Origin of the sequence: Spirosoma soli (genome assembly GCF_042684525.1) — a bacterium.
GTDB lineage: Bacteria > Bacteroidota > Bacteroidia > Cytophagales > Spirosomataceae > Spirosoma > Spirosoma soli.
Window position 1 is genome coordinate 244,909 of record NZ_JBHULN010000006.1, and the last position, 26,107, is coordinate 271,015.

23 protein-coding genes and 1 riboswitch are annotated in these 26,107 nt (G+C 49.8%); of the genes, 17 read left to right on the plus strand and 6 right to left on the minus strand.

Translation table 11 applies throughout. From position 1 onward, the window contains the following. The first annotated feature begins 26 nt into the window (after positions 1-26). The gene (locus ACFSUS_RS12250) at positions 27-1,718 is read left to right on the plus strand and encodes a hypothetical protein (RefSeq protein WP_381522917.1); all 1,692 of its coding nucleotides are present in this window, start codon (positions 27-29) and stop codon (positions 1,716-1,718) included. Positions 1,719-1,816: 98 nt separating this feature from the next. Next, the gene (locus ACFSUS_RS12255) at positions 1,817-2,779 is read left to right on the plus strand and encodes a sugar phosphate isomerase/epimerase family protein (protein WP_381522919.1); all 963 of its coding nucleotides are present in this window, start codon (positions 1,817-1,819) and stop codon (positions 2,777-2,779) included. Positions 2,780-2,857: 78 nt separating this feature from the next. Here ACFSUS_RS12255 and ACFSUS_RS12260 read toward each other — a convergent pair whose 3' ends face one another. Next, a complete protein-coding gene (locus tag ACFSUS_RS12260; RefSeq protein ID WP_381522920.1) occupies positions 2,858-3,628 on the minus strand; it encodes an SDR family oxidoreductase in 771 nt (256 codons plus the stop codon). 109 nt (positions 3,629-3,737) lie between these two features. On the opposite strand from ACFSUS_RS12260, the gene ACFSUS_RS12265 reads away from it, so the two are divergent. The 9 genes from ACFSUS_RS12265 to ACFSUS_RS12305 all read left to right on the plus strand — a co-directional run bounded on the left by ACFSUS_RS12265 (position 3,738) and on the right by ACFSUS_RS12305 (position 13,802). Beyond that, complete coding sequence (locus tag ACFSUS_RS12265) at positions 3,738-5,084, plus strand: M16 family metallopeptidase (protein WP_381522923.1); 1,347 nt, start codon at positions 3,738-3,740, stop codon at positions 5,082-5,084. Positions 5,085-5,184: 100 nt separating this feature from the next. Continuing rightward, positions 5,185-6,561, plus strand: coding sequence for a M16 family metallopeptidase (locus ACFSUS_RS12270; protein WP_381522926.1), 1,377 nt, complete (start codon positions 5,185-5,187; stop codon positions 6,559-6,561). A gap of 148 nt (positions 6,562-6,709) precedes the next feature. Continuing rightward, positions 6,710-7,285, plus strand: coding sequence for a Uma2 family endonuclease (locus ACFSUS_RS12275; protein WP_381522928.1), 576 nt, complete (start codon positions 6,710-6,712; stop codon positions 7,283-7,285). A gap of 127 nt (positions 7,286-7,412) precedes the next feature. After that, positions 7,413-7,601: riboswitch (cobalamin riboswitch) on the plus strand. A gap of 144 nt (positions 7,602-7,745) precedes the next feature. Continuing rightward, positions 7,746-9,722, plus strand: coding sequence for a TonB-dependent receptor plug domain-containing protein (locus ACFSUS_RS12280; protein WP_381522931.1), 1,977 nt, complete (start codon positions 7,746-7,748; stop codon positions 9,720-9,722). A 15-nt stretch (positions 9,723-9,737) separates the two neighbouring features. After that, positions 9,738-10,325: a DUF6580 family putative transport protein gene (locus tag ACFSUS_RS12285; protein ID WP_381522933.1), complete on the plus strand. Its 588-nt coding sequence runs from the start codon at positions 9,738-9,740 to the stop codon at positions 10,323-10,325. Positions 10,326-10,451: 126 nt separating this feature from the next. Continuing rightward, entirely contained in the window at positions 10,452-11,414 is a 963-nt protein-coding gene (locus ACFSUS_RS12290; RefSeq protein WP_381522935.1) for an ABC transporter substrate-binding protein, read from the plus strand. Then, positions 11,365-11,895 (plus strand): bifunctional adenosylcobinamide kinase/adenosylcobinamide-phosphate guanylyltransferase, encoded by a 531-nt coding sequence (gene cobU, locus ACFSUS_RS12295; RefSeq protein ID WP_381522937.1) that lies wholly within the window; start codon positions 11,365-11,367, stop codon positions 11,893-11,895. Before ACFSUS_RS12290 ends, cobU begins: the two co-directional genes overlap by 50 nt. A 78-nt stretch (positions 11,896-11,973) precedes the next feature. After that, a complete protein-coding gene (locus tag ACFSUS_RS12300; RefSeq protein ID WP_381522939.1) occupies positions 11,974-13,020 on the plus strand; it encodes a YncE family protein in 1,047 nt (348 codons plus the stop codon). Continuing rightward, a complete protein-coding gene (locus ACFSUS_RS12305; RefSeq protein WP_381522941.1) occupies positions 13,017-13,802 on the plus strand; it encodes a Dph6-related ATP pyrophosphatase in 786 nt (261 codons plus the stop codon). The genes ACFSUS_RS12300 and ACFSUS_RS12305 overlap by 4 nt, the downstream gene beginning before the upstream one ends. 125 nt (positions 13,803-13,927) lie before the next feature. Here ACFSUS_RS12305 and ACFSUS_RS12310 read toward each other — a convergent pair whose 3' ends face one another. Further along, complete coding sequence (locus ACFSUS_RS12310) at positions 13,928-14,524, minus strand: hypothetical protein (RefSeq protein ID WP_381522944.1); 597 nt, start codon at positions 14,522-14,524, stop codon at positions 13,928-13,930. 379 nt (positions 14,525-14,903) lie between these two features. On the opposite strand from ACFSUS_RS12310, the gene ACFSUS_RS12315 reads away from it, so the two are divergent. Then, the gene (locus ACFSUS_RS12315; RefSeq protein ID WP_381522947.1) at positions 14,904-18,014 is read left to right on the plus strand and encodes a PVC-type heme-binding CxxCH protein; all 3,111 of its coding nucleotides are present in this window, start codon (positions 14,904-14,906) and stop codon (positions 18,012-18,014) included. A 47-nt stretch (positions 18,015-18,061) separates the two neighbouring features. Beyond that, positions 18,062-18,997: a hydroxypyruvate isomerase family protein gene (locus tag ACFSUS_RS12320; protein ID WP_381522949.1), complete on the plus strand. Its 936-nt coding sequence runs from the start codon at positions 18,062-18,064 to the stop codon at positions 18,995-18,997. A 69-nt stretch (positions 18,998-19,066) separates the two neighbouring features. On the opposite strand, the gene ACFSUS_RS12325 is transcribed toward ACFSUS_RS12320, so the two are convergent. From ACFSUS_RS12325 to pnuC, 3 genes are all read right to left on the minus strand, one after another. Beyond that, the gene (locus ACFSUS_RS12325) at positions 19,067-19,375 is read right to left on the minus strand and encodes an isoamylase early set domain-containing protein (protein WP_381522951.1); all 309 of its coding nucleotides are present in this window, start codon (positions 19,373-19,375) and stop codon (positions 19,067-19,069) included. Between the two features lie 381 nt (positions 19,376-19,756). Then, positions 19,757-20,680, minus strand: a complete 924-nt coding sequence (locus ACFSUS_RS12330; protein ID WP_381522953.1) for a 3-keto-disaccharide hydrolase — start codon at positions 20,678-20,680, stop codon at positions 19,757-19,759. 290 nt (positions 20,681-20,970) lie between these two features. Further along, positions 20,971-21,639, minus strand: a complete 669-nt coding sequence (gene pnuC / locus ACFSUS_RS12335) for a nicotinamide riboside transporter PnuC (RefSeq protein ID WP_381522956.1) — start codon at positions 21,637-21,639, stop codon at positions 20,971-20,973. A 121-nt stretch (positions 21,640-21,760) separates the two neighbouring features. Here pnuC and ACFSUS_RS12340 point away from each other — a divergent pair, with 121 nt between their 5' ends. Next, on the plus strand, positions 21,761-22,954 hold the full coding sequence (locus ACFSUS_RS12340) for a Gfo/Idh/MocA family protein (RefSeq protein ID WP_381522958.1): 1,194 nt from the start codon (positions 21,761-21,763) through the stop codon (positions 22,952-22,954). 31 nt (positions 22,955-22,985) lie between these two features. Here ACFSUS_RS12340 and ACFSUS_RS12345 read toward each other — a convergent pair whose 3' ends face one another. Further along, positions 22,986-23,453: a Uma2 family endonuclease gene (locus tag ACFSUS_RS12345; RefSeq protein WP_381522960.1), complete on the minus strand. Its 468-nt coding sequence runs from the start codon at positions 23,451-23,453 to the stop codon at positions 22,986-22,988. Positions 23,454-23,584: 131 nt separating this feature from the next. Between ACFSUS_RS12345 and ACFSUS_RS12350 the strand changes: the two genes are divergently transcribed. The 3 genes from ACFSUS_RS12350 (at position 23,585) to ACFSUS_RS12360 (ending at position 26,039) form a co-directional block, all read left to right on the plus strand. Continuing rightward, positions 23,585-24,367, plus strand: coding sequence for an SDR family NAD(P)-dependent oxidoreductase (locus tag ACFSUS_RS12350; protein ID WP_381522962.1), 783 nt, complete (start codon positions 23,585-23,587; stop codon positions 24,365-24,367). A 30-nt stretch (positions 24,368-24,397) separates the two neighbouring features. Next, the gene (locus ACFSUS_RS12355; protein WP_381522964.1) at positions 24,398-24,916 is read left to right on the plus strand and encodes a GNAT family N-acetyltransferase; all 519 of its coding nucleotides are present in this window, start codon (positions 24,398-24,400) and stop codon (positions 24,914-24,916) included. Positions 24,917-25,073: 157 nt separating this feature from the next. Continuing rightward, positions 25,074-26,039, plus strand: coding sequence for a phytanoyl-CoA dioxygenase family protein (locus ACFSUS_RS12360; protein ID WP_381522968.1), 966 nt, complete (start codon positions 25,074-25,076; stop codon positions 26,037-26,039). Positions 26,040-26,107: the final 68 nt, after the last annotated feature.

The window sequence follows — 26,107 nt, forward strand, 5'->3', positions numbered from 1 at the left end:
ATCAGCGAAATACAGAAAGATAGATAATGAAACAGGTTAGTAAACAAAGGACGAAGTGGCTAGTCGTGCTTTTTTCGTTGGTTTATGCAATTATATACGCTCACGTGGCCCAAGCCCATGTGGGCAGCTCCGGCGTTATTGTCCAGCGACAAACCGGTAAGTACAGGCTTCTAATCAGCGTTCAGCCACCCGATGTGGTGCCAGGGACCGCCAAAGTAACAGTATTTGTTGAGCAGGGGCGCGTGAGTCAGATCGGCGCTCGCCCGGTTTATTTTGGATCGGGCGATGAAGGGTCGCCCACGCACGATGAACTGGTCCGGGTTGAAGCCAGCCGATATGCGGGCGACTTATGGCTGATGGAATCCGGCTCGTCGAGCGTACAGATCGATCTGAACGGCCCTGACGGTAAGGCAACCGTTGTAGTACCCGTGGTGTCGGTGGCAACGGCCTTACGTACCATGCCCGAAGGAACGGGTATTGGTCTGGCCCTGATGGGTTTGTTGCTGGTTGTCATGATGATCACCATTATTGGCGCCAGTAATGCCGATGGCCTTGTTGCGCCGGGCCAGCCTGTACCAGCAACGCTTCGCCGTCGTCGGCTGGTGGGCATGGCCGTCGGGGCCGTTGTGCTGGCGTTAGTGCTGACGGGTTGGCGGTCGTGGTGGACCAGTACCGCTGAGGACTACAAGAATGAGCAGCTCTATCGACCGATGCCCATTCGTTCGTCGGTAAACGTTGTTGATGCCCAGCGGCAACTGACAATCCAGATGGATACCACTGGCTTTGCAAAGGACTGGGGCAAACGTCGGATGCTGAGTTATATAGTGCCCGACCACGGCAAGCTAATGCACACGTTCATGGTACGGATGCCGGGTCTGGATGCTTTTGCCCACCTTCATCCCAACCGGCGCGATACGATGCGTTACGAGGCAAAGCTGCCCGTATCGCTACCGGGTGGGCGTTATCTGATTTACTCGGATGTTGTGTACCGAAGTGGCTTCACCGAAACCCTAACGGATACTGTCGATTTACCCGCTTTGAAAATATCGGCAGAAGCAGCCGCGGCTGCTAAGCGTTCCGACCCAGACGACAGCTGGCTGGTCACGGAGCCGATGGGAGTGAAAACTGATGCGATGAACGTACCACATCTGGATAACAACATGGTGGTTTGTGGCAAACCGGGAGCCAGCGTAAAGCTCGAAGACGGATCAACGATGCTTTGGACCGATAAGCCGGGCAAGGTGCTGGAAACGGGTAAATTGTATAACCTGAAATTCGCTGTGGCGGACCCAAGTGGTAAGGCAGCACCTTTAGAGCCGTATCTGGGCATGGGTGGTCACGCGGCCATACTGCGCTCGGATGGGACGGTTTATATTCACCTGCATCCGGTAGGCACGTATTCGATGGCGGCCGAAGAATCGCTAGTTAGCCGGATTGCTGATACGTCGCGACGGTTTCACTACCCCAATGCGAATCGGTTCCGCGACAGTGTCGATGCCTACGTGGCTAAGCTAAATAGCTTACCTGATGCCGAAAAGAATCGGCTGTTAATGGCGTCTATGCCGCAAATGAATCACAACATGGCGATTAACAACATGGTCGAGTTTCCGTATGCGTTTCCTCGGGCAGGTCATTACCGAGTATGGGTTCAGGTAAAGCGTAAGGGGCGGGTACTAACGGGCGTTTTTGATACGCAGGTAGACGATCCCTTATTATAAAAAGCGGGCAGGACAGTAGGATTAGGCGCTTTTTGGGTTTACTGGATGGCGTACGTACGCCATCCAGTAAACCAACTCTGCACGATCGTCTCACGTTTATGTCCAAATCGGTAACCCGTCGCCAGACGCTGGCAGCCTTGACTGCCTCGGCCGGCCTACCTCTTTTACCACAGTCTATTACGTCTGCCTCAGCTGCACCACAGCTTAGCTCTTCCCCGGCCGCTGCTTCGTTCACCCTATGCTTAAATATGAGCACAATCCGGGGGCACAAACTTGGTTTGGTGAAAGAACTGGAAACGGCGTCAAAAGGAGGCTTCCACTCGGTTGAAATCTGGATTGATACGCTACAGGAATACCTTAAAAACGGAGGAACTATTGCTGATCTACGAAAACGGCTAGGCGATTTAGGGATTCGCGTGGAGAATGCCATTGGCTTTGCGCCCTGGATTATCGATGATGAAGCCGCCCGCGCCAAAGGCGTTGAACAGCTCCAGCGCGAGATGGAGCTACTAGCCCAGATTGACTGCAAACGCATTGCTACGCCACCCGTGGGCGCACAAACACCCAACAGTCCTGTTGTTGATTTGTACAAAGTCGCTGAGCGCTATCGAGCCATTCTGGAACTGAGCGACAAAACGGGCGTGGTGCCACAACTGGAGCTTTGGGGATTCTCGAAGAACCTCAATAAACTAAGCGAGGTGATGTTCGTGGCTATTGAGAGTGGCCATCCATCGGCTCGCTTACTGCTGGATATTTATCACCTCTACAAAGGAGGGACCAGCCAGGCGAGTTTACCCTTAGTTGGCAAACCCGCTATCGAGATTTTTCATGTCAACGATTACCCGGCCAACTTCCCGCGTGAGAAGATTGTTGATGCAGACCGCGTTTTTCCCGGCGATGGCGTCGCGCCAATCCGCGAAACACTTGCCCAGATTAAACGATCCGATAAGCCTATTGTACTTTCCCTCGAAGTCTTCAATAAAAGCTACTACGCTCAAGACCCCTTGACCGTCACAAAAACGGCCATGACTAAGATGAAAGCGATGGTGGCAGGTGTGTAGCCTGGACGGCCACGTCCGGGTAGATTAGACGTAATTAATTGGCCTGACGGCTACTCGGACGTGGCCGTCCAGGCTACATCAATACGCCCACGACAACAACCCGCCATCAACGGCGATTGTCTGACCGGTGACGTAACCCGATGCGGGCATGCACAGAAACGATACGACTGAGGCTACTTCTTCAGGCTCGCCAATGCGATTCATGGGGGTTCGTTTTAAAATTCCCTGTAATTTTTCGGGATTGTTGAGCACCGGTGAGGCTAATGGGGTCTGAATGTACCAGGGGGCTACAGCATTGACCCGAATGCCATCGCCTGCCCACTCGACAGCGAGATTGCGCGTCAGTTGCAGCATGGCGGCTTTGGTCATGCCGTACAGTGAGCCGCTGCTGGTGTGCGACAGTCCCGACACGGACGATACCATCACAACCTTTGCGTTTCCGGATGCTTTCAGTAAGGGATAAGCCGCCTGAGTCAATTCATAAGCCGAACGCAGGTTGGTATTGAAAACATGGTCGTACTCAGCAGTCGTGTACTCGGCGGTGGGTTTGCGGACGTTCGTGCCTGCGTTGTTCACCAGAATGTGTAGGCTATCCCCAGTCGCACGTACGGCGTCGATGATCTGAGCCGCTACGCCCGGTTGGCTGATGTCGGCGGCTATACCATCGACAGTGTGGCCCTGCTGGCGGTAGTCGGTTAGTTGCCTCTGCAACAGTTCATTATCGCGGGCAACGATGAATACCGACGCGCCGAGGTCTAAAAACTGGCGAACGATGGCTTCGCCGATGCCTTTAGTGCCGCCGGTTACCAGGGCGCGTTGGCCGCTCAGCGACCACAGAGATGCGTTCATGTCAAGTCAGTTTATGAATGCAAACGTAATACGTTTGTCGGTAAAGCAATTTTTGTAATGCGCTTTAGTACCACTATTTTTAGGGGGTATCCCAACCAAAAATTATCTCATGAACAAACACATTGGACTTCTGACCGCACTTATGCTCTCGGCGGGTGTCCTGGCAACAGCGCAGAACAAACCCAAGCCGGAAGATGTACAGACCTTCACGCTGAAGAACGGTATGAAATTCATGGTCCTCGAAGACCATTCAATTCCCAACGCAAACTTCTATACGTTCTGGAAAGTCGGTGCCCGGAACGAAGTGCATGGCATCACGGGGCTGTCGCACTTCTTCGAGCACATGATGTTCAACGGAGCCAAGAAATACGGCCCTAAGCAGTTCGACCGGGTAATGGAAGCCAACGGGGGCTCGAACAATGCCTACACTACCGAAAACACGACTGTTTACACCGACTGGTTTCAGAGCGGAGCGCTCGAAACCATCTTCGACCTGGAGTCTGACCGGATTCGTGATCTGGCCATCGACCCTAAAATGGTGGAAAGCGAGCGGGGTGTTGTCTTATCAGAACGCAGTACGGGTCTGGAAAACAGCAATTACCGGGTCATTAGCGAGTTGGTGAAGGCTACCGCCTTTACGGAGCACCCGTATATGTTTCCGGTCATCGGGTTTGAGTCAGACATCAAAAAATGGTCGCAGGCTGATCTGGAGCGGTATTTCAAGACATACTATTCGCCCAATAACGCTGTAGCCGTGGTTGTTGGTGACGTAACGGCCGCTCAGGTAAAGAAGCTGGCCGAGCAATACATCGAGCCAATTCCGGCGCAGAAGTTACCCGACAGTCTGCGCACCGTTGAGCCACCCCAAAACGGCGAACGACGCGTAACGACTTATAAAGACGTAGCAACTCCCAATATTCTGATGGCTTATCATACGCCCGCTACCCGCCATGCTGATTACTACGCACTTGATTTGTTGAGTGGGGTTCTAAGTGGTGGTAATTCATCGCGGCTGGTGAAGTCGCTCGTGCTCGATTCGACGATTGCGTCGCGGGCGTTTACCAACTTTGGTGAGTCGTTTGACCCGAACCTGTTTTATGTCTATGCCATTGCGGCCAATAACATTTCGGCTGAACAGCTGGAACGGTCGGTGCTGCATCAATTAGATGAAGTTGCCAATAAAGGTATTACTGACGTTGAACTACAGAAACTAAAAAACCAGAAGCTCATGGAGTTCTACCGGACGATGGAAACCATCAATGGTAAAGCCAACTCGTTGGGGACATACGAGCTGTTCTTCGGTGATTATAAAAAACTCTACGAAGCGCCGGCGCTATACGAGAAAGTCACCAAAGAAGACGTACAGCGTGTGGCTAAAACCTACCTCACTGCCCGGAATCGCACGGTTGGGTACCTATTACCCGAACCAAAAAAGAATGCTGGAACCTCAAACTAAAAAATTATACAAACACAAAGGTATTAGAGAACGCATAGAGGTAACAGAGCCACTTGGTGGTTTCTGTGTCTTCCTCTATCATCTCTGTGTTTAAAAACATATGAAACAGACACTTACTATCATACTAGCCCTCTTCGTAACGGGCGTCTCGTTGGCGCAAACGTTTAAAGTGCCGCCTTATCAGAAGTTCAAACTCAAGAATGGTCTGACTGTCTATCTGATGGAACAACGTGAAGTGCCATTGATCAACGTATCGATGGTGTTCGACGCGGGCGCTGTGCAGGATGGTAATCGCTATGGACTAGCCAACATGACCGCCGATGCGCTGTTGTTCGGCAGCTCAAAATACACCAAAGCGCAGCTGGAAGAAAAAGCAGAATACGTCGGAGCCAGCGTTGATACATACGCGGGTAAAGAAGTGGCTAAGCTTTCGGCTTCATTCGCTGTGAAAGACCAGGAGTTGCTGTTCGACATCATCCAGGATGTTGTTACGAAGCCGACGTTCGATCAGGCTGAGTTTGACAAGTACAAGCAGCGGCAACTTCTTCAACTGACGCAGCAGAAAGAAAGCCCAAGAGCTGTGGTCAACTCGTATTTCAATCGGTTTGTGTTCGATAACCATCCTTATGCCAATCCCGTTACGGGTACACCAACGGCCGTATCGGCTATTACGGCTAACGATGTACGCCAGTTTTATCAGAAGAATTACACGACGGACCGCGCTGCCATTGCCATTGTGGGCGACTTCAATATGGCCGACATGAAAAAGCGGATCACCAACCTATTCGGCAATTGGAAAACGGCGGCTGCTACCTCACCTAAACTGGCTGAGCCTGCATTCTCGTTCGACAAGAATCGAGTGCTGTTAGTCAACAAAGACGATGCCCGCGAAACCACGTTTTTGATTGGGGGTAAGGGTATCACCCAGAATAACCCCGATTACATTCCGGTAGTGGTCGTAAACACCATTCTGGGTGGTCGCTTTACGTCCTGGCTCAACGATGCCCTGCGCGTAAACTCGGGCCTGACGTATGGAGCAAACAGCCGTTTTGGAACGTACCGAAACAGTGGCACCTTTGCCATCTCGACGTTTACAAAGGTGAGTACAACAACGCAGGCCATCGACCTGGCGTTGCATGTACTTGACAGTTTACACCGCACTGGCATTGACGAAAAGACATTAAGTTCGGCTAAAAACTACGTCAAAGGCGATTTTCCTCCGAATTATGAGTCGGCTAGTTCGCTGGCAAATCTGCTAACGGATATGTTTAGTCTGGGCTTCGATGAGTCGTTTATCAACAGCTTCCAGAAGAACGTAGACGGGCTAACGGTAGCCAAAACCCGCGAGATCATCGATAAATACTTTCCGAAGAACAACCTGCAATTCGTCTTGATCGGCAAGGCCGAAACGATTCGGGAAAAGGTCAAAAAGTACGGCGTAATCACGGAAAAGGAGATTAAAGCGGAAGGGTTTTAATTTCTTAAACACGGAGAGAACAGAGATAGCACAGAGTGAACAAAGAAAAACTCCGTGTACTCTGTGCCTTACCTCTGTTCCTCTGTGTTTAAACCCAAGCGGTTCAAGCAAAATTTTTGTTATTATTGAGTAAGCAACGATAAGCTATATGATACTGCCCATTAATCTGCCGGTTCAAGATGGTCGCTTTTCGGACGACGAACTCTTTGCGTTCTGTCAGATGAATCCTAAGCTGCGCATCGAGCGCGATGAGAACGGCCAGATTTTTATAAACATGCCCACCGGAATAGAAACTAGTTTTAAGAATTCTGCTCTGATTGCAGAGACTTACATGTGGAATCGCCAAACTAAGCTAGGGCGAGTGTCTGACTCGAACGGCGGATACACACTACCCGATTCGTCGATGCGGGCACCCGATGTGGCCTGGATCAGTCATGAACGACTGGCAACGGTGTCGCCGGAGGACCTAAAGAAGTTCGCCCACGTCTGTCCTGATTTTGTGATTGAGCTAGCCTCGGAGTCTGATGACCTGGTGCATCTTAAGAAAAAGATGGAAAAGTACCTTCAGAATGGCGTACGGCTAGCCTGGTTAGTTGACCCATTTGGTCAGCAAACGATTATCTATCATACCGAAGGAAACCCCATCACAAAAAGCTTTACAGAGGAGCTGAGTGGCGAAGATGTGCTGCCCGGTTTTGCAATAAAATTACAAGATCTTATGTGATTCTTCTAAACACGGAGAGAACAGAGATAGCACAGAGTGAACAAAGAAAAACTCCGTGTACTCTGTGCCTTACCTCTGTTCCTCTGTGTTTAAAAAATCCGCTAACGAAATTAAACGGAATACTCTACCTTTGCGCTACGTTTAAGGTTTGCCCTTTTTGAGAGGGTAATTAAAAGGGAACACCGGTGCAAATCCGGGGCTATTCCCGTAGCTGTAAGTTCTATTACCAGCCGACAACCATAAAGCCACTGCCACCCAGCGGGAAGGCGTTGCCGGTAGAACAAGCCAGAAGACCTGCCTCAAACGGATTCATGATCGAGCTTTCGGGAAAAAAGCCGGGAATGAAAGACGTTTTTCAGTTGATTAGCGTGACCGATCGATTGGTCATTGACGGGTAACGGCCCGGTCTATCTTTTATTTCTCTTTCCGATGGCTCATTACTTAATCAACCTGATTAATGATGAGCAAGACAACTACATTGCTTTCGGCCTTTCTGGCCACCCTCTGTCTGCCCGCGTTGGCGCAGGACAACCCAACTCAATCTACTTCGCGATCCGTTCAGTTAGACGCGGTCACCGTTACGGCGAATAAAGTCGAGCAAAAACTTTCTCAAACGGGTAAGGTCGTCACCGTCTTACCTGATTCAGTCTTACAACGTTATGCCACGCAATCGGTCAGTGAGTTATTGTCACGGCAGGCGGGTCTGCAAATCGTTGGGGCAAATGGCCCACTAGGTACCAACCCTGATATTTATCTGCGCGGTGCCTCGGCGGGTAATACACTGATTTTGCTGGATGGCATCCCTGTTTACGACCCGTCGGGTTCGGCTAATACCTTTGACTTGAACCTACTGACGGTAGGGGAATGCGACCGTATCGAGATCCTGCGGGGAGCTCAGTCAACGGCGTACGGCTCCGACGCGGTGGCGGGGGTAATTAATATCTTCACCCGAAAAGCCAAAGGCACTAAACCGCTTGGTGTAACGGCTTCGCTCAATTATGGAACGTACCAAACCTTCCGCGGAACCGTAGCCGTCAGTGGCCAAACCGAAAAGTTATCATACAATGTGCAGTATACCCGGCAATCATCGGAAGGCTTTTCGGCCGCGACCGATACGACCGGGCAGCAAGGGTTTGGCAATAACAGCTACCAGCAAAACGCGCTGCTGGCCAACTTAACTCTTCAGATAACCCCCCGGTTAATCTGGAAACTGCGCGGAATAACAACCGCATACACGACTGACCTGGATGCCGGGGCGTTCATGGACGAAAAAGACTTCTTGTACCGCAACCAGTTCAAGCAAGTTGCCACTGGATTCGAATACCGGTATCCACACGGGCGCTTAGTCGTCAATTATGGGCTTGGCGATAGCCGTCGTACGTACACGAATGACTCGACATTCGTGGGGCCGGGGGCGTTTGATAAATACTCGTGTCAGAAATATGGTGGATTAGCGCACTTCGCCGAAGCGTATCACTCGCTGAAGATGGGCAACTGGGGCGAACTGCTGACCGGGGTCGACTACCGATTCAGTAACACCGATCAGATTTATCAATCGATCAGTTCGTATGGCCTGTATGAGTCACCGCCAATTGGTGCCGATACCGCACGCATCGGCCAACTCGGTGTTTATGCGACCGGTATTATTACGCCCTACAAAGGGCTATCAGTAGAAGTAGGCGGTCGTTACAACCGAAACTCGTTGTACGGAAACGTCTTTACCTATACCTTCAACCCGTCTTACCTGGTGTCTGACCAGATCAAAGTGTTTGTGAATTTATCATCGGGTTTCCGGGCGCCAACGCTGTATCAGCTCTTTTCGCCGTACGGCAACAAAACATTACGTCCCGAGCAAAGTCAATCTACCGAAGCGGGCGTGCAATTCTTTACCAAAAGCCGGAACGCCTGGCTACGCGTCGTATACTTCGACCGGAACATCAGGAATGCTATTTTCTTTCAATCGTTGAACACCGATCCATACGGTCGCTATATAAACTTCGATCGTCAACATGATCGTGGCTGGGAAATCGAAGCCCAGGCGCAGGTTAGCCGGTTACTGTTGACTGGTAATCTCACCCTGCTCAATGGGGCAATCACAACGCAGGTGGAAGGCCGTGATACGACGTACAACAACCTGTTCCGGCGTCCGAAAGCGCAGGTGAATCTTAGCGCCGGTTATCAGTTCACGCCCAATATATTGGTGACAGCAGCCATCCGATCGATCGGTAACCGTACGGATCTTTCTTTCGGTAGCGCTACTCCAACCGTAACGCTGGCGGGGTATACGACCGTTGACATCTATGCCGAAGCAAAAGTTAATGATCGCCTGCGCATATATGCCGACGCCCGCAATCTCTTTAATACAACGTATTACGATATATACGGTTATAATACTCGTGGCCGTAACGCTACGGTAGGCGTACGATTTACCTGGTAATGTTTACTTTGTGCTATGAAACAATCGATTAATCCCCGTTCTGTTGTGTTGCTACTGTTCATTGGACTAACAGCTGCCTTCCGGATTACTGGCATGGCCGAAATGTCAGCCCTATCTCACTTTACCCCGTTGGGAGCGATGGCTCTGTTCGGTGGTGCTTATTTCTCGAACCGTTGGAAAGCGTTCGGCTTGCCGTTGCTGACCTTGTGGATCAGTGATCTTATCATCAATGTTGGACTGCTTAATGGGCAGTTCGGCATCATGTACGACGGATGGTACTGGATTTACGGCATCTTCGCGCTCATCGTCTGGTATGGCCAGGTGCTGTTGCGGAAAGTGTCGGTTAAGAACGTACTGGTTGCTGCCTTGGTCGCTTCACTGTCTCACTGGCTGCTGGCCGACACGAGCGTCTGGCTCGTTGGCGGCACCGACCTACGTACTCAATTGCCATTAAGCCGCAACTTTGCCGGGTGGTTGCAGTGCATTACACAGGGCATTCCGTACATGCGTAATTTTCTGGCCGGTACGTTAGTCTACAGTGCCGTCCTGTTCGGTGGATTCGAGTGGCTGCAAGCACGTTACCCAAAGCTGGCGGTGGCCTAATAAGTATTTTTAACCCTGACTACCCCCGCCCCCTACAAGGGGCTAAACGCTGCCCAAGCTGGGACTAACGGAGTTTAGCCCCTTGTAGGGGGTTGGGGGTAGATTAGGCGTAAAACCTACTCTAGTATGAAAGCTTGTTCGTTTCTCCCAGCTGCTACTCAGATGGTGTATGATATGGGCCTACAGGATTTGCTACATGGTGTCACGTTTGAATGCCCTGAAGTAGCCCGTGCTGAAAAAGAAATTCTGGTTCGGTGTGTGCTGGAAGGCCATGACTACAGCAGTGAAGAAATCGACCGAATCTTCTCGGCCTCCAAAGCCGAAGGGCGCAGTCTGTATTATGTCGAAGAAGACGCCTTACATCAGATTCTGCCGGATGTCATCTTCACGCAGGACGTGTGCGAGGTTTGTCAGATTGATACCAAATGCACGCAGGCCGTTCTCGACCGCTTACCTAAGCAGCCCCATGTTGTTCCCTTAACGCCCCAAAGCCTGACCGACGTATTCGATACGGCCGTGGCGATTGCGTCGGCGCTGGGTCGTGAAGAAGCCGCGTATTCGTATTTACAGAAGTTACGCGACCGGATTGACGCCGTGATCGACAAACTGCGGGAGAGTCGCGTACTACCTAAACGGGTGATGGTTATGGAATGGATGGCGCCGATTTATAATTGCGGCCACTGGATTCCGCATCAAATTGCCTATGCTGGTGGAATCGACATGCTCAGCAATCCATCGGGCGATAGCATCGTGACAACCTGGGAGAAGGTTCGTCGGTACGACCCCGAAGTGCTGGTCATTGCACCCTGTGGCTTTACTACCGAACGAACCTTGCAAGAGTTGTCATTACTTGAGCAGCAGCCCGGTTGGCAGGAGTTGCGGGCCGTAGCGGATAAAGCGGTTTACGTTGCCGACTATGATCTGTTTACGCAACCGTCGGCCGCTACGTTGGTAGATGGCATTGAACTGCTGGCGGCTTGTTTCCACCCTGATGTATTTGCCGTTCCGGTATCTTTGCAATCTAAAGTTCAAACGCTATATGGCCCTTCGTCAAGCGTATTTGCATCTGATTACCGGCGGAGCGCGTAGTGGCAAAAGTCGGTTCGCGCAGCAGCTAACCCGCCAGTGGAGCGAAAGCCCTATTTATGTAGCAACGGCCCGGGTCTGGGACGAGGAGTTCGCCGACCGGGTATCGCGCCACCAGCAAGATCGTGGGCCAGAATGGACCATATTTGAAGAACAGCGCTATGTTAGCCAATTGCCGTTAACGAATCAGGTTGTTATGATTGATTGTGTAACGCTTTGGCTGACCAACTTTTTCATGGATACAAAGCAAGACATAGATCAGTCGCTTAGTCTGTTCAAACGGGAGATTGATGCGTTGTTGGCTATGCCGGGCAAATTTATCATCGTAACCAACGAAATAGGTATGGGTGTTCATGCTGAAACCGCCGTAGGACGTGCGTTTACCGACTTGCAGGGTTGGGCGAATCAGTATGTAGCTGGTCAGGCCGATGCTGTAACGCTGATGGTTAGCGGCATACCGATGCCCGTGAAGGTTGCCGCCTAGAGGGGTAGAATTTGTATGAGGTTGAATGGGAATGGATGATACCTTTGTGCTGCTTGTCCTTTTATGTATTGTCACTCGATGAAAAACCAACGGAGTAAGTGGCTCCTGGGCGGAATGCTGGTGATGGCTATGTGGAATTGTAAATCTCCTGAAGCCGAACCAACGCCTTACGAATCCGGAGCCTTTATCATTAATTCTGGCAACATCGCCGATAAAAACGGTACGATTTCATTTTTATCCCGTACTTCAGCAACGCCTAGCCTCGACATTTTTAATACGACCAATGCCCGTGCCTTAGCCGGTAAAGTGCAAGACTATACCGAAGTCGACGGTAAAGGCTTAGTGCTGGTCGACAATAACGCCGTTGGTGAAGATAGGGTCGAGATTGTAGAGGTCGAAACGTTTAAATCGATGACTACGCTGGCTAGCCCCGAAATCGAAAATCCACGTCGGGTAGTTAATGTAGGGTTTAATAAAGCGTACGTGAGCTGTTGGGACACTACGGGTAATGCAACAAATTCATTCCTAAAGCCAGGTTATATTTTACTCGTTAATACGGCTTCGCGAACGGCCGTGAAGAAAATTCCAGCTATAAAGGGCGTCGAGCGGATGGTTGTGGTAGGCAGCGAGGTGTTTGCGGGCAGCACTCCTTCAAGTGGCGATAATACGTTGTTAGTCATTAATCTGGATACGGACGAAGTGAAGGAGCGAATTGACTTTGGCTCAACGCCGGAGCCGATTGCGCTCGATGCCGACGGTCGATTATGGATTCAGACCGGACGCGACTTAGTCCAGTTTAACCCAACCAGTCGTGCCATCGAAAAACGGCTGACCTTTCCCGAAGTTCCTGGCTCGGTAATGCTTGGTGCCGACCGACGTACATTCTATTATACCATGAGTGGCCGGACGTATGCCATATTGACTAATTCTACCACCTCAATTGGCCGGGTGTTTGCTGCTCGTTCGTTCAATGCGCTGGGCGTTGACCCACGAACCCGACGAATTTATGGGAGTGTGGTTCCGTCGTTGACGCAGGCTGGGTATGTACTCCGCTACGAAGACACAGGCGCCTTGATCGACTCCATAGGGGCGGAGATTGCCCCATCTGGCTTCTACTTCCGATGAGCAAGCCAAAGGCGATCATGAGCTGGAGTGGGGGCAAAGATTCTGCTCTCGCCCTTTACCACGCATTACGTTCTGGCTTGTGGGACGTAACAGGTTTGTTGACTACGGTCAATGAACAGCACCAGCGTGTGAGCATGCATGGTGTTCGTACAGAACTATTGGCTGCTCAGGCGAACCGGCTCCGGCTACCGTTACAGGAGTTAAAATTACCCGGTGATGTGTCCATGGAAGTCTATAATGCCCGTATGCAGGAAGCATATGCCGTACTTCGGAAGCAAGGTGTCACGCAGGCGATCTTCGGTGATATCTTTCTCGAAGATCTTCGGGCTTATCGGGTGCGTGAGTTAGAACAAGTAGGTTTGAGTGGTGTTTTCCCCATCTGGCAGCGTAACTCAACCGAACTTATACACGAATTTGTAGACCTTGGTTTCCGGGCCGTACTGGTTTGCGTCAATGAAAAGCAGCTTGACTCAGAGTTTGTGGGGCGTGAGTTAGATCTGGACTTGCTGAAGGATTTACCCAAGTCGGTTGACCCTTGTGGCGAAAACGGCGAGTATCACACGTTCGTCTACGACGGTCCTATTTTCTCAAGTCCTATATTGTTCGACAAAGGCCAAATCGTCCGGCGAACATACACGCCTTCGGGCGGTTCCGATTGCCATGGGGACGAAGCCGATGAAGACGCCTGGGATACGGGATTCTGGTACCAGGACTTACAACTGCAATCGGAAGAAGTCGTCCGGCCGGCAGAGCCAGCCGGCGAACTTGAGTCAGATAGATAAACGATTAATTAACTCCACATTTGACAGGTAAAGTGTGGTTGTGGAGGAATGCATAGTTATTATTAGCTAAGGAATGGGCAGATGGTTTATAAATCATCTGCCCATTCCTTAGCTAATAGTGATGATTACTTACGTGGTGGCGTAGTCGTTGTGCTGCTACCACTGCTGCTATTGTTGCGGTTACGATTGCCTCGGCGACCGCCCGTTGTTGTGCCACTTGTGCTACCACTAGTTGTGCTTCCTGTACCGTATGAGCCAGAGGTGCTGCCTGTACCGGTGCCCGTTGAGCTAGAACCGCTGGTGCCATACGTGCCAGAGCCTGTGCCGGTCGTACCTGAACCCGTATTGCTCGATCCTGATGAACCTTGGGTACCGTAAGTCGAACCCGAGCCAGTTGTGCCTGACCCTGTAGTTGTACCCGAGCCAGTTGTGCCTGATCCTGTAGTTGTACCTGAGCCAGTGGTACCCGATCCCGTCGTGCCACCTTGGGTACCGTAGGTCGAACCAGATCCGGTCGTGCCCGAGCCAGTTGTACCTGATCCCGTCGTTGTACCTGAACCAGTTGTTCCTTGAGAGCTTGAGCCGCTAGTACCACTTTGCGTACCCGAGCCAGTTGTACCCGTACTACCTGAACCTGTGCTACCTGAATTGGTTGTTTGAGCGTTGGCGCTAAACGTAGCTACTGCCATAAAGAACGCTCCTAACATTACTACCTTTTTCATAAGTCGAATATTTTAAGGTTAATTAGTTAAACACCTCAGCATACTAACTGCTGAAAGGCCCATTTAGTCTTTAATAACTATAGATTAATTAGGAAACGGTCTCTATTTTTTCAGGATTTATTGGCGCTTTTAGGAAGACTCAGACCTGTATGTTGTAGTAAAAAATAAATAAAATGTAAAAAAAAGTAGTAATATATGACTGCTAGTTTCCTTGCTAAGGAATTACTTTCGGAAGAGTTTATTGGCCGATTATAGGTAAACCAATGATGAGTTTGCTGTAAAACGACGGATAGATTTATCACCAATGGAGTCTATCTAGCACAGTTTATCACTACATTTACGTGTTATAGTACAACCGGTTTATTTTCCGCTCTTTCCTATGAAATTCTTTCGAATACCTGGACTGTTCACCAGCTCTGAGCGAACCATAGCTCTTGCTGCAGCTGGTCTGCTGATTGGTGGCGCCTTTATTGGCGCTTATCAGAATCGTAACCTTAATGCTGCTTCAGAGGGCTACTTGACGAGTCTGTTTGCCCGGCTTAACGACGACGATAAACACGATCCCAAATACGCTGTCGGTAGTCTTAACGTAGCACCGGGTCTGGAAGCAACCTTGTTCGCGGCTGAACCGATGCTCACAAACCCGACAGATATTGATGTCGATGCTAAAGGCCGGGTGTGGGTTTGCGAAGCGTATAACTACCGACCAGCGGTAAATGGTAACCCAACTCGCAAAGAAGGTGATCGCATTGTAATTCTGGAAGATCAGAACGGCGACGGAAAGGCCGATAACACAAAGGTGTTTTATCAGGGACCCGATATTGAATCACCGCTGGGTATCTGGGTGCAGGGCAACAAGGTGATTGTTTCCGATAGCCCGAACGTATGGGTGCTGACCGACGAAAACGGCGATGATAAAGCCGATAAGAAAGAGCTTTTGTTTACGGGTATTGGTGGAGAGCAGCATGACCATGGCATGCACACGTTTGTGTTTGGGCCAGATGGCAAATGGTATTTTAATTTTGGCAACGAAGGTGGCCAGTTGCTCGATAAAGACCGGAATCCTGTCGTTGATGTTGCTACGGGAAAGCCCATCAATAAGCAAAACTTCAAGCAGGGTATGGTATTCCGTTGCGATCCCGATGGCAAGAATGTTGAGTTATTAGGGCAGAATTTCCGCAATAACTACGAAGTGGCCGTCGATTCTTACGGCACACTTTGGCAGTCAGACAACGACGACGACGGCAACAAAGGCGTCCGGATCAACTACGTTATGGAGTATGGCAACTACGGCTATACCGACGAGTTGACCGGTGCTGGCTGGCAGGCTAACCGGGAAAATATTGAGCCCGAAATTCCCCGTCGTCACTGGCACCTCAACGACCCGGGTGTTGTCCCGAACTTACTCCAAACCGGAGCTGGCTCGCCAACGGGCATCATTGTATATGAAGGTAAATTGCTGCCTCAGCAGTTCCAGGGCCAGGTCATTCACTGCGACGCTGGGCCGAACGTAGTGCGGTCGTATCCAGTACAGAAAGAGGGTGCAGGTTATAAAGCGCAGATCGCCAATGTATTGGAAGGAGCACGTGACCAGTGGTTTCGGCCCGCCGACGTTTGCATAGCGCCAGATGGCTCACTTATCATTGCCGATTGGTATGACCCCGGCGTGGGTGGCCACCAGGCTGGTGATCAGAACCGGGGCCGTGTATACCGGGTAGCTCCGCCTAACTCGCCTTACACGATGCCTAAAGTAGATGTAACGACAACTGAGGGGGCTATCGAAGCGTTGCAAAGCCCGAACATGGCCATTCGCTATGCTGGTTGGCAGAAACTGCGGGAGATGGGCAACAAGGCCGAAAAACCATTAGCTAAACTGTACAAAAGCTCAGACAACCCTCGTATGCAGGCTCGGGCGCTCTGGCTACTGAGTAAGCTGGATAAGGGGGCTAAACACATCGAAACGGCCCTGAAGAGCACGAACCCTGATCTGCGCATTACGGCGCTCCGGGCGGCTCGTCAGCTAGGTAAAGACCAGGGGCTGGCCGCTGTAAAACAGTTAGTCAACGACAGCGATGCACAGGTACGTCGAGAGTGCGCCATTGCCTTACGAGGCAGCACCTCCCCAGACGCTCCGGCCCTTTGGGCGCAGTTGGCCAGCAAGCACGACGGTAGTGACCGTTGGTATCTGGAGGCTTTGGGTATCGGCGCAGAGGGTAACTGGGATAGCTACTATACTGCCTGGATAAAACAAATGAACGGCGATCCGATTGCCAATGCCGGAGGACGTGATATTGTGTGGCGTGCTCGCACGAAGGAGTCTGTACCTATGTTAGCTAAGCTGGCAGGAGATGGAAGCGTTGATCTGCAACAACGGCTGCGGTACTATCGGGCTTTCGATTTCAATCCCGGAGGTACCGAGAAGTCAAAAGCTTTACTTGAAATCCTCCAGGCAAACAATGGATCATCAGACGTAACTAAACTCGCTTTGCGGCACCTTGACCCTGAGTTTGTAAAGAATTCGCCAGTCGCGGTCAGCGCCTTGAACAAGTTGATGAACGATGTGTACGGAACTCAGGAATACGTTGAACTCGTGAGTCGCTATGAGCCCGCTTCTGAAAATGCCCGGTTGAAGCAACTAGCTATTCAGAAAGCGATGGACGGTATGGGCCGGGATGCTGCCAAGCAACTGCTTAAGCAAAAAGGAGCTCCATTAGCCTGGGAAGCGATTAACGGCAACGATCCCGAAGCGGCTACCAGCATGGTGCTGGCGCTTCGTCGGGTAGGCACAAAAGAGTCGATTGATATGCTGAAAGCAGTGGCTCTGGATGAGAAAAAGCCAACCGCACTACGTCGGGAAGCCACCCGTTCGCTGGGTGGGAGCATGGATGGTGAAGATGTCGTGCTGGCGTTATTGAAATCGGGCGATATTAAAGGCGAATACAAAGCAGCGGCTGTGCAGGGGGTTAGTGGCGCCTGGCGCAAGAAAGTTCGTCAGGAGGCCGCCAGTTACCTAGATGGCGGATCTACGGCTAGTAGCAAAAAACTGCCTGCCATGAATGAGTTGTTAGCTATGAATGGCGATGCTGGTAAAGGTGTTACCATCTTCAAGACCAACTGTTCTACCTGTCATCAGATCAACGGCGAAGGCATGGACTTCGGGCCTAAACTCTCCGAGATTGGTTCGAAACTGCCAAAAGAAGGGCAGTATCTGGCTATTCTGCACCCCGATGCCGGTATCAGCTTCGGTTACGAAGGCTGGGAAGTGAAATTCAAGGATGGCAGCACAATGGCCGGAATAGTATCGAGCAAAACCGAGACCGATCTGCAAATGAAGTTTCCCGGCGGTGTGGTGCAGAACTACAAAATGTCGGACGTAGTCTCGATGAAAAAAATGGACTCCTCCATGATGCCAACAGGCTTACAGGATGTCATGAGTACCGAAGATTTGGTAAACCTGGTCGAATACCTAGCAAGCTTAAAGAAAAAATAAATGTCTGAACCGCACAAGCGGTTCAGATCTCCCCTTAAACTACACATATGCAACGGCGTAATTTTGTAAAATCATCAGTAGGGCTTGCTGGAGCTGCCATCTCGGGCGAGGCCGTAGCTGGTAACTGGCATTCGCAACCCACTACCCTGGCCAAAAATAACTTCAAACTCAAATATGCCCCGCACATCGGTATGTTTGAGAACAGTGCCGGTAAAGATCCGATCGACCAGATTAAATACATGGCTGATGTGGGTTTCACCGCCATGGAAGACAACGGCATGATGGGTCGCGATCCGGCTTTGCAGGAGAAAATGGGCAAAGAAATGGAACGGCTCGGTATGACGATGGGTGTGTTCGTGCTCGATAAGGGCGGCAACTCGCAGAATTCGCTGGCGGCTGGTAAACCCGAATACGTTGACATATTCCTGAATGGTTGCCGGAGAGCGGTTGAAACGGCAAAGCGAGTCAATGCCAAGTGGACGACCGTTGTTCCGGGCGATTTTGAGCGTAATCTTCCCATCGGTATTCAAACGGGACACGTAATTGATGCGTTACGTCGGGGAGCCGACATTCTGGCACCCGCCGGGATTGTGATGGTGCTGGAACCGCTCAGCGATACGCCCAACCTGTTTCTACGCACGTCCGATCAAACCTACGAAATCTGCCGGGCCGTCAACAGTCCCTCGTGTAAGATTCTCTTCGACATCTACCATATGCAGAAGAACGAAGGGCACATCATTCCGCACATCAACTGGGCCTGGAATGAAATTGCTTATTTTCAGATTGGCGATAACCCTGGACGTAATGAGCCCACCACGGGTGAGATAAATTACAAGAATGTGTTCAAGCACATTCACAAGAAGGCGAAGGCCGAAAACAAGGAGTTTGTATTTGGTATGGAGCACGGCAAATCGCAGCCGGGTAAAGAAGGGGAGATGGCCTTAATCAAAGCGTATCTCGAATCGGATAGCTTCACGGTGTAATTGTTGACCTCATTATACAACAATGCCCGGCCAATTGGTCGGGCATTGTTGTATATACGTAGAAGTAAGTTATAGCACTACCACCGAGTTCTGTTCGTCAGAAACTCCACTAGCTACATACTTATCGGCAGCCTCATCATTTTCCCATTTAGAACCATCCAAAATGTAACGGAATTGATATTCGTTACCAACAGGGAGCTCAACAGTTGTCTTGTATGAACCATCTTTTTGCTTCTTCAATACTTGGGCGGTGGCGTCCCAGTTATTGAACTCTCCGGCCACTGCGACCGTCTTGGCACCATTGACGGCTTCGGCCGACAATTCGAACGTTACTTTTGCAATAGGCTTGCTTTTCAGGAATTGTTTGGCAACTGCCATAATGTGTAATTAGTTTGGTTTCTAAGTGCAAAATTATATCACAAAAAAAATAAGATCATAATTATCAGCTGGTTACCTAGTTAAATTCTTCTTATAATACTATTGAATGTATCTTGCTTTATACTTATCTAATTGAAAGACAGACTATTCCATTAAATAAAAATTAGGTAATGATTAACAGCTAGTTCTTAATTGAGTGTTGAGGTAGACATCACTTGATTATTAGCTTTTTAAGCGAAGATAAGAGGCTTCTAAGAGTTTAATTAACGCTGAAACTTGCTACGAAACCGCATGATTGGCTTGTATAATTATTCTTAGAGGATAAAATCTCCCTTGACCGGAAAACATAGCTTCCGCGGTCGTAGCTCCTCGCCTGACTTATCATTCGAAGTAGGCTTTGTGCTGAGGAGCCAACGCGTCCAGCTCTTTTATCTGTATGTCTTTATAAAACACCTCTGCTGCTTCGCTCTGTAGCTGAATTTTACCTTTAGTCAGCGGAATAGCCTGCCCATCTTTCATGTAACGTGAGTTTTGTAATACCATCACGACATGGCCATTGACGATATGGAGGCTTTTACCCTGGTAGCAAATCAGCTCAATGGTATTCCACTCCCCCGAAGGCTTTTCATAGTTATCACTGCGCAAACAAAATCCCTCTGGATGAGAAGAGCCGAATGGCAGAAACGCTTGCTTAGCATTCGCTACGCTGTTCATACGCCCTTCCGGAAGATAAGCCCGTATGTCAATGGCTGAACTGGCAATATTCCAGTAGTCGCCCATGTGGCCTTCCATAATCTGGAATTCCTGAGACAGCATCCAGGCCCGCCAATAATCAACTCCGCTTTCACCAATTGAATGATATAAGATGCCCGAATCTTTTAACTTATCCAATCGCGGTGGATAGGCAGTCTTACCCCATTTTACCTTTAACGTGAGGTGATAATTCTCGTATTCGTTTTTAGTGAATAGACAGCCGTAAATCTCGCCACTGACGCGAAGGATTGCTTCTCCATTTTCTTGAACTACCGAAAAGACATTCTTTTCGTTTTTGCCGTAACCAATCGGTATCAGTTCCTCGCCTTTTTCATTAACCGGTTTCTTGCCTGTATAACTAGTGTTATGGCTAAAAGCCAAATAGGTATCCCACTGGGAGAGCTTAGGATCGAGCAGAGAAACCCAGCTTTCTTTGGTTTGGGGCCGCGGGTCGCTTCTAAGGCTGCGCGAACTGATTGGCGCCACATCGGCTTGATAAACACTGTTGGCTACGAGGCTTATCCAGATAAATTGTGAGAAGAGCAGTTTCATAGAGGGCTGGCTTAAAAAGAGTTTGTATGAAGTTGCTCACCAGAAAGACCAATCAACAGGGCTTGTCGATCTGCCTAAACTGGCTGGTTTAGGCTAAAGTGGCCAAAAGGTGAACGACCTGACAAAACTATCAGGCACATCCCCGACGAATGTGGTACAAATCCGCGCTTTTTCGGTATTTCGATCTCTATGGCAAAAGAAAACAAGTGCTTTGACCTTGTGTGATGCCTATCGGAATGGACGCATGACTATTCTTTTTTAGCTGGTGCTCTTACGTCTCAAGCCAACGGTCAGACCGGCTGTACCGGATAGGTTCGGTACTCCTTAGTCCAATGCCAGGCTCCCTGAAAGGCAATCAGACAAAAGATAGCGTATTCAATACCCACTAACTTAACCCCTTTAACAAAATACATATACGTACTGATGATATCGATAACCAGCCAGATCCACCAGCATTCCAGCTTTTTTTGAATCATCATGAATGTGCCGACGATGCTCATTACTGTCGTAAATGAGTCGAGGTATGGAAAAGCACTGGGCTGGCTGAATAATATTGGAAACCACTCGTGCAGACTGCTGGCGAGCGCTCCCAAAATGCCCGTAGCTGCTAAACTTCCCAGCAATACCAGCAGCAAAGGACGTCCAACCAGCCGGGTAATGCGGAGTTCGTTACGTCGATCAGCTTCTTCAGCACTAGGGTGCGTCCACCGCCACCATCCGTGCAGGTTCGTGACAAAGAAAAATACCTGCAAAAACATGTCGGGGTAGAGTTGTATCTGATAGAATAAAAAGAAAAATAAGAAAACACTGGCGGCACCAATGGGCCAACTCCAGACATTGGCCCGGGCGGCCAGCCAGGTGGCCACTCCCCCCGAGATCACGCCAAAAAATTCTAGGTAGCTCATGGGGTAACCCCAGAGCGAGAAGAAAATTGTATTAATGTCAAAGAAATCGAACATGAGAATTAAGCAAAATTTGCTTTCTAAACACAGAGATAACAAAGGTTTGCACAAAGAACACAAAGACGCTGTCATCTATACTAAAACTCCGTTTCTCTTTCCATTTAAAAGAACTAATTATATGCAACGTATTGCTATGCTTGGTGGCGGCTTCATTGGCCGTTTCTATGCCGAATCACTTCACGGTCAGCGCAGCCGCGACAAAGTGGTGGCCATCTACGCCCGGCGGGAAGAAACCGCTAAAAAGTTTGCTGACGACTACGGCTGTTCGTTCCTGTCGACCAACATGGAAGAAGTGATTGCTCATCCAGACGTAACAATGGTATGTATTGCGCTGCCTAACAACCTCCATGCCCCGGCGGTTGAGTTATGCGCCAAACACAAAAAGAATGTTGTTTGCACTAAGCCGCTGGGCCGCAATGCTGAGGAAGCTTTACAGATGATGAAGCTGGTAGAAGAGGCCGGTATTTTTGGCGGATACCTGGAAGATTTGTGTTACTCACCAAAGTTTTTGAAGGCGCTGGAAACCGTAAAGAACGGAGCATTAGGCCGGATTCTCTGGGCCAAGTCGCGGGAGACGCACCCTGGTCCTCACTCGAACTGGTTCTGGGACAAAGAACAAGCCGGTGGCGGTTGTATGCTTGATCTGGGTTGTCATTGCGTTGAAATCGCCCGGAACTTTATCGGTAAAGATGTGCGGCCGGTTGAGGTTATGTGCTGGGCGGCTACCCAGGTGAAACCCATTGACGCCGAAGACCATGCTATTGCGCTCGTCAAATACGAGAACGGAGCCATCGGCCAGTTTGAAGTCAGCTGGACGTTCCGCGGGGGAATGGACCTCCGCGATGAGGTAATGGGTACCGAAGGCACTATCTGGATTAATAATTTTCTGCGTACGGGTTTTGAGATGTTTACTACAGGGAAAGGAGCAGATTACGTCGCCGAAAAAGCGGAGTCGAATACGGGTTGGCTTTTCCCCGTTGGCGATGAGGTAAATGATCTCGGCTACAATCATATGTTTACCGACATGTTTGCCTCAGCAGAAGCCGGACGCGAGCCCGCTGAAACCTTTTACGATGGTTATGTGGTAAATGCAATTCTGGATGCCGCCTATAAATCGGCCGAAACTAAACAGTGGGAGCCGGTGCAGTTACCGGTATGGCGGGGTAAAGAAGGGTTATCGCAGGAACAAACCCTGACGGATTACGATGAAGATCATTATCTGATCAAAGAAGAAGTCACTCACGACGGTCGCCATAAAGTGATCCTGAAAGAGAAGGCTAGTGGAAAGATTATCGAGCGAGATTTGGTATGACTGATGTACTAGTTTAGACTAGTGCTCGTACTTATTTGAACAAATAACCCAGATCCATTTCCAGTCCCATAACGGGATCTTTGAAAATGCCACTGGCCCACGTTTGAATTGAACCGTTTGGGAGTAAAGCCTGAACAATGCGTAGCGTAGGAATAATAATCCATACGGATTGAACACCGGCCGGAAAGTACTGTTTGAACGCTTTATCGGTTAAATCTGTAACGGCCTGTTTTGGAGATAATACTTCTACTGCAACAAGTGGTGCCTGGTCATAATATATTATGTCATTGAACCAATCAATCGGTAGCTTTCCGTACACGGCTACGTCGGGTTTACATTTCCCCGTTGATAACTCCAGTTCTAGCTCTGGAAAGACATCGTATTTATCATCGTAACGGCCTAAAGCAACGCTGACCCGATTGATAATCCGGGAGTGATTTAATGACATTATATCTTCTGATTGATACTCCTCGAAGTAGTCTGTCTTATTAGTTTCCATACCGAGCCGAGTTTTTCTCAAAAATAACTAATAGCAGTGGCTTTAATTGCATTCATGACCAAACCGTTGTCAACCAAAACTCTATTTCGTTTCTTGCAGCATAAAAACCAATTGAGGTACAACTAAACGTAATGTGGTTAGATAATAAGAAAATCGTCGTCATTGGCGGCACAACCGGCATGGGGTTGTCGGCCGCTATGGCCTTTGTTAGCGAAGGCGCACAGGTCGTTGTGGTGGGACGTAATCCGGAAAGCTGCACGACCGCCGAAAAACAACTTGATGGAAACGGCTTGGCCATGTCGGGCGATGCGTCTGATCCGCAAACGGCTCAAAAGGCCATTACGCTTTGCCAGCAGATTTTTGGCGGATTCAATGGCCTCTTTCACGTAGCGGGCGGTAGTGGCCGGCGTTTTGGCGATGGTCCTCTGCACGACCTTACCCTCGACGGCTGGAATTACACAGTCAACCTGAATCTAACCTCGCTGATGCTGTCCAACCAGGCGGCCGTTCGGGCGTTTCGAGCGCAGAAATCCGGGGGTAGTATTCTGAACATGGGATCAGTGCTTGGGTCGTCACCTTCGCCCACTTACTTCGCTACCCACGCCTATGCGGCCATGAAATCGGGGGTGATCGGCTTCACTAAATCGGTAGCCGCCTATTACGCCAATGATAACATCCGGGTCAACGTACTGGCGCCCGCCCTGGTCGAAACGCCAATGGCCCAGCGAGCTACCAAAGACGATGCCATTATGGCCTTCACCAAAACCAAGCAACCACTCGATGGAGGTCGCATTGGGCAACCAAGCGACCTTGATGGAGCCGCCGTTTATTTCATGTCCGACCAGTCAAAATTTACGACCGGGCAAGTGCTGACCATTGACGGCGGTTGGAGTGTCAGCGAAGGGCAGATATAAGCACATAAACACAGAATCAACGTATTAAGCATGATTGAGACGTCTCGGTTGACGATTGTTCCGCTCACGCTGGATCAGTTACAACTCCACGTCGCTGATAATACGCGGCTGGAGCAGGCACTTGGCCTACGGCCGGGGCATCGGACTGTTGTGGAGCCCTTGCTCAGCGTGATTACGCATTTTACCATTCCCCGGTTGAAAGACTCGTCATTTGATCCACTATATCATACGATCTGGATTGCCATTGACCGTCAGAAACGGCAGATCGTCGCCGATGCCAAATTTAAAGGCGAACCCGACGAGACCGGAACCGTAGAGATAGGTTATGGCACGTATCCGGCTTTTCAGCGACAAGGGTACATGTCCGAAATAGTAGGCGGTTTAGTAGAATGGGCTAGTCAGCAACCGGCAGTTCAACGGGTTGTTGCCGATACGGACGCCGAAAATGTAGCCTCGCAGAAAGTACTTGAGAAAAACAAGTTTGTGATGTTTGGCCGAGTCGAGAATATGCTTTGGTGGGAGTACGAGCTAAGAGGTAACACGACCTGATAGCCCTCCCTGGTTATAAGTAGCCTGCTCATAGCTGATAGTACCGTTTTTACTACCGATTAGTAAATTAGAATCACGGTAACGTATTAATCTACAGCAAGTAATGAAAGTAATTTTATATTATCGGCTATTCTATTCGCTTGATTGATATAAGATAATGAAGAACGTTGCTGTAGCCCAAAAAATGAATTTACCGTGGGTCGAATCTCCCTTTTTTAGCGACTTACTATTAAAGAGAGACCTGACGCCTGAACAACGTGAGATGGTCGTGCACTACAACCAGGAAGGGTTCTTGTTGCTGCGTCAGCACGTGAGCCATCAGCTGATAGACCGTGCCCTTAGCGATATAAACCATGAGTATCCGGCTAATGTAGGTGAGCAACCCGGTCGTCACCAGGACCTGTGGAAAAAGTACGAATCGGTCCGCGACCTGGCCAGCCAGCCCCACATTCTGGATGTATTACGTTTGTTGTACGAGCGTGAGCCAATTCCGTTCCAAACGCTCAATTTTAAATTCGGTACCCAACAGCGCGCCCATTCAGACGCGATCCATTTTAGTAGTATTCCGGCGCGTTTTATGTGTGGCGTGTGGGTAGCATTGGAAGAAACCACCGCCAACAATGGTCCTCTGTTCTATTATCCGCGGTCGCATCGTCAGAAAGAGTTTAACTACTTTGATATTGGGATCGAAGCCGAAGAAAACTACGCTGAGTACCCCCAGTATGAGGAGTTTATGGAAGAGTTCATGGAGGCAAATGGCTACCAGCGGCAGGAAATCCATATGCAGAAAGGCGACGTCCTGATCTGGTCGTCGAACCTGGTACATGGTGGAATGCCGATTAAAGGGGGCAACGTAACGCGCTGGTCACAAGTGACGCATTATTACTTCGAGGGTTGCATGTATTACTCGCCCCGCATGTCCGACATGTTTTCCAATAACCTCAATCTGCGGCACGTTATTAACATCGCGACGGGCAAAACGGTACAGCATAGCGAGAATGGTAAGCCAATCGAGACGATTAACACTGGGCGTTTCCGCTATGCGGTCAGCCACAACTTCACCTTGCCTGTATTGCTTAAACAGGTTGTGAAGAAAGTGATTGGATATAAGCCCCCATTTTAGCGGAAATAGTTTATCAAAAATGAGTAGTGTACGGTAAAGTTTAATCTTACAATAATTCATCACTGTAC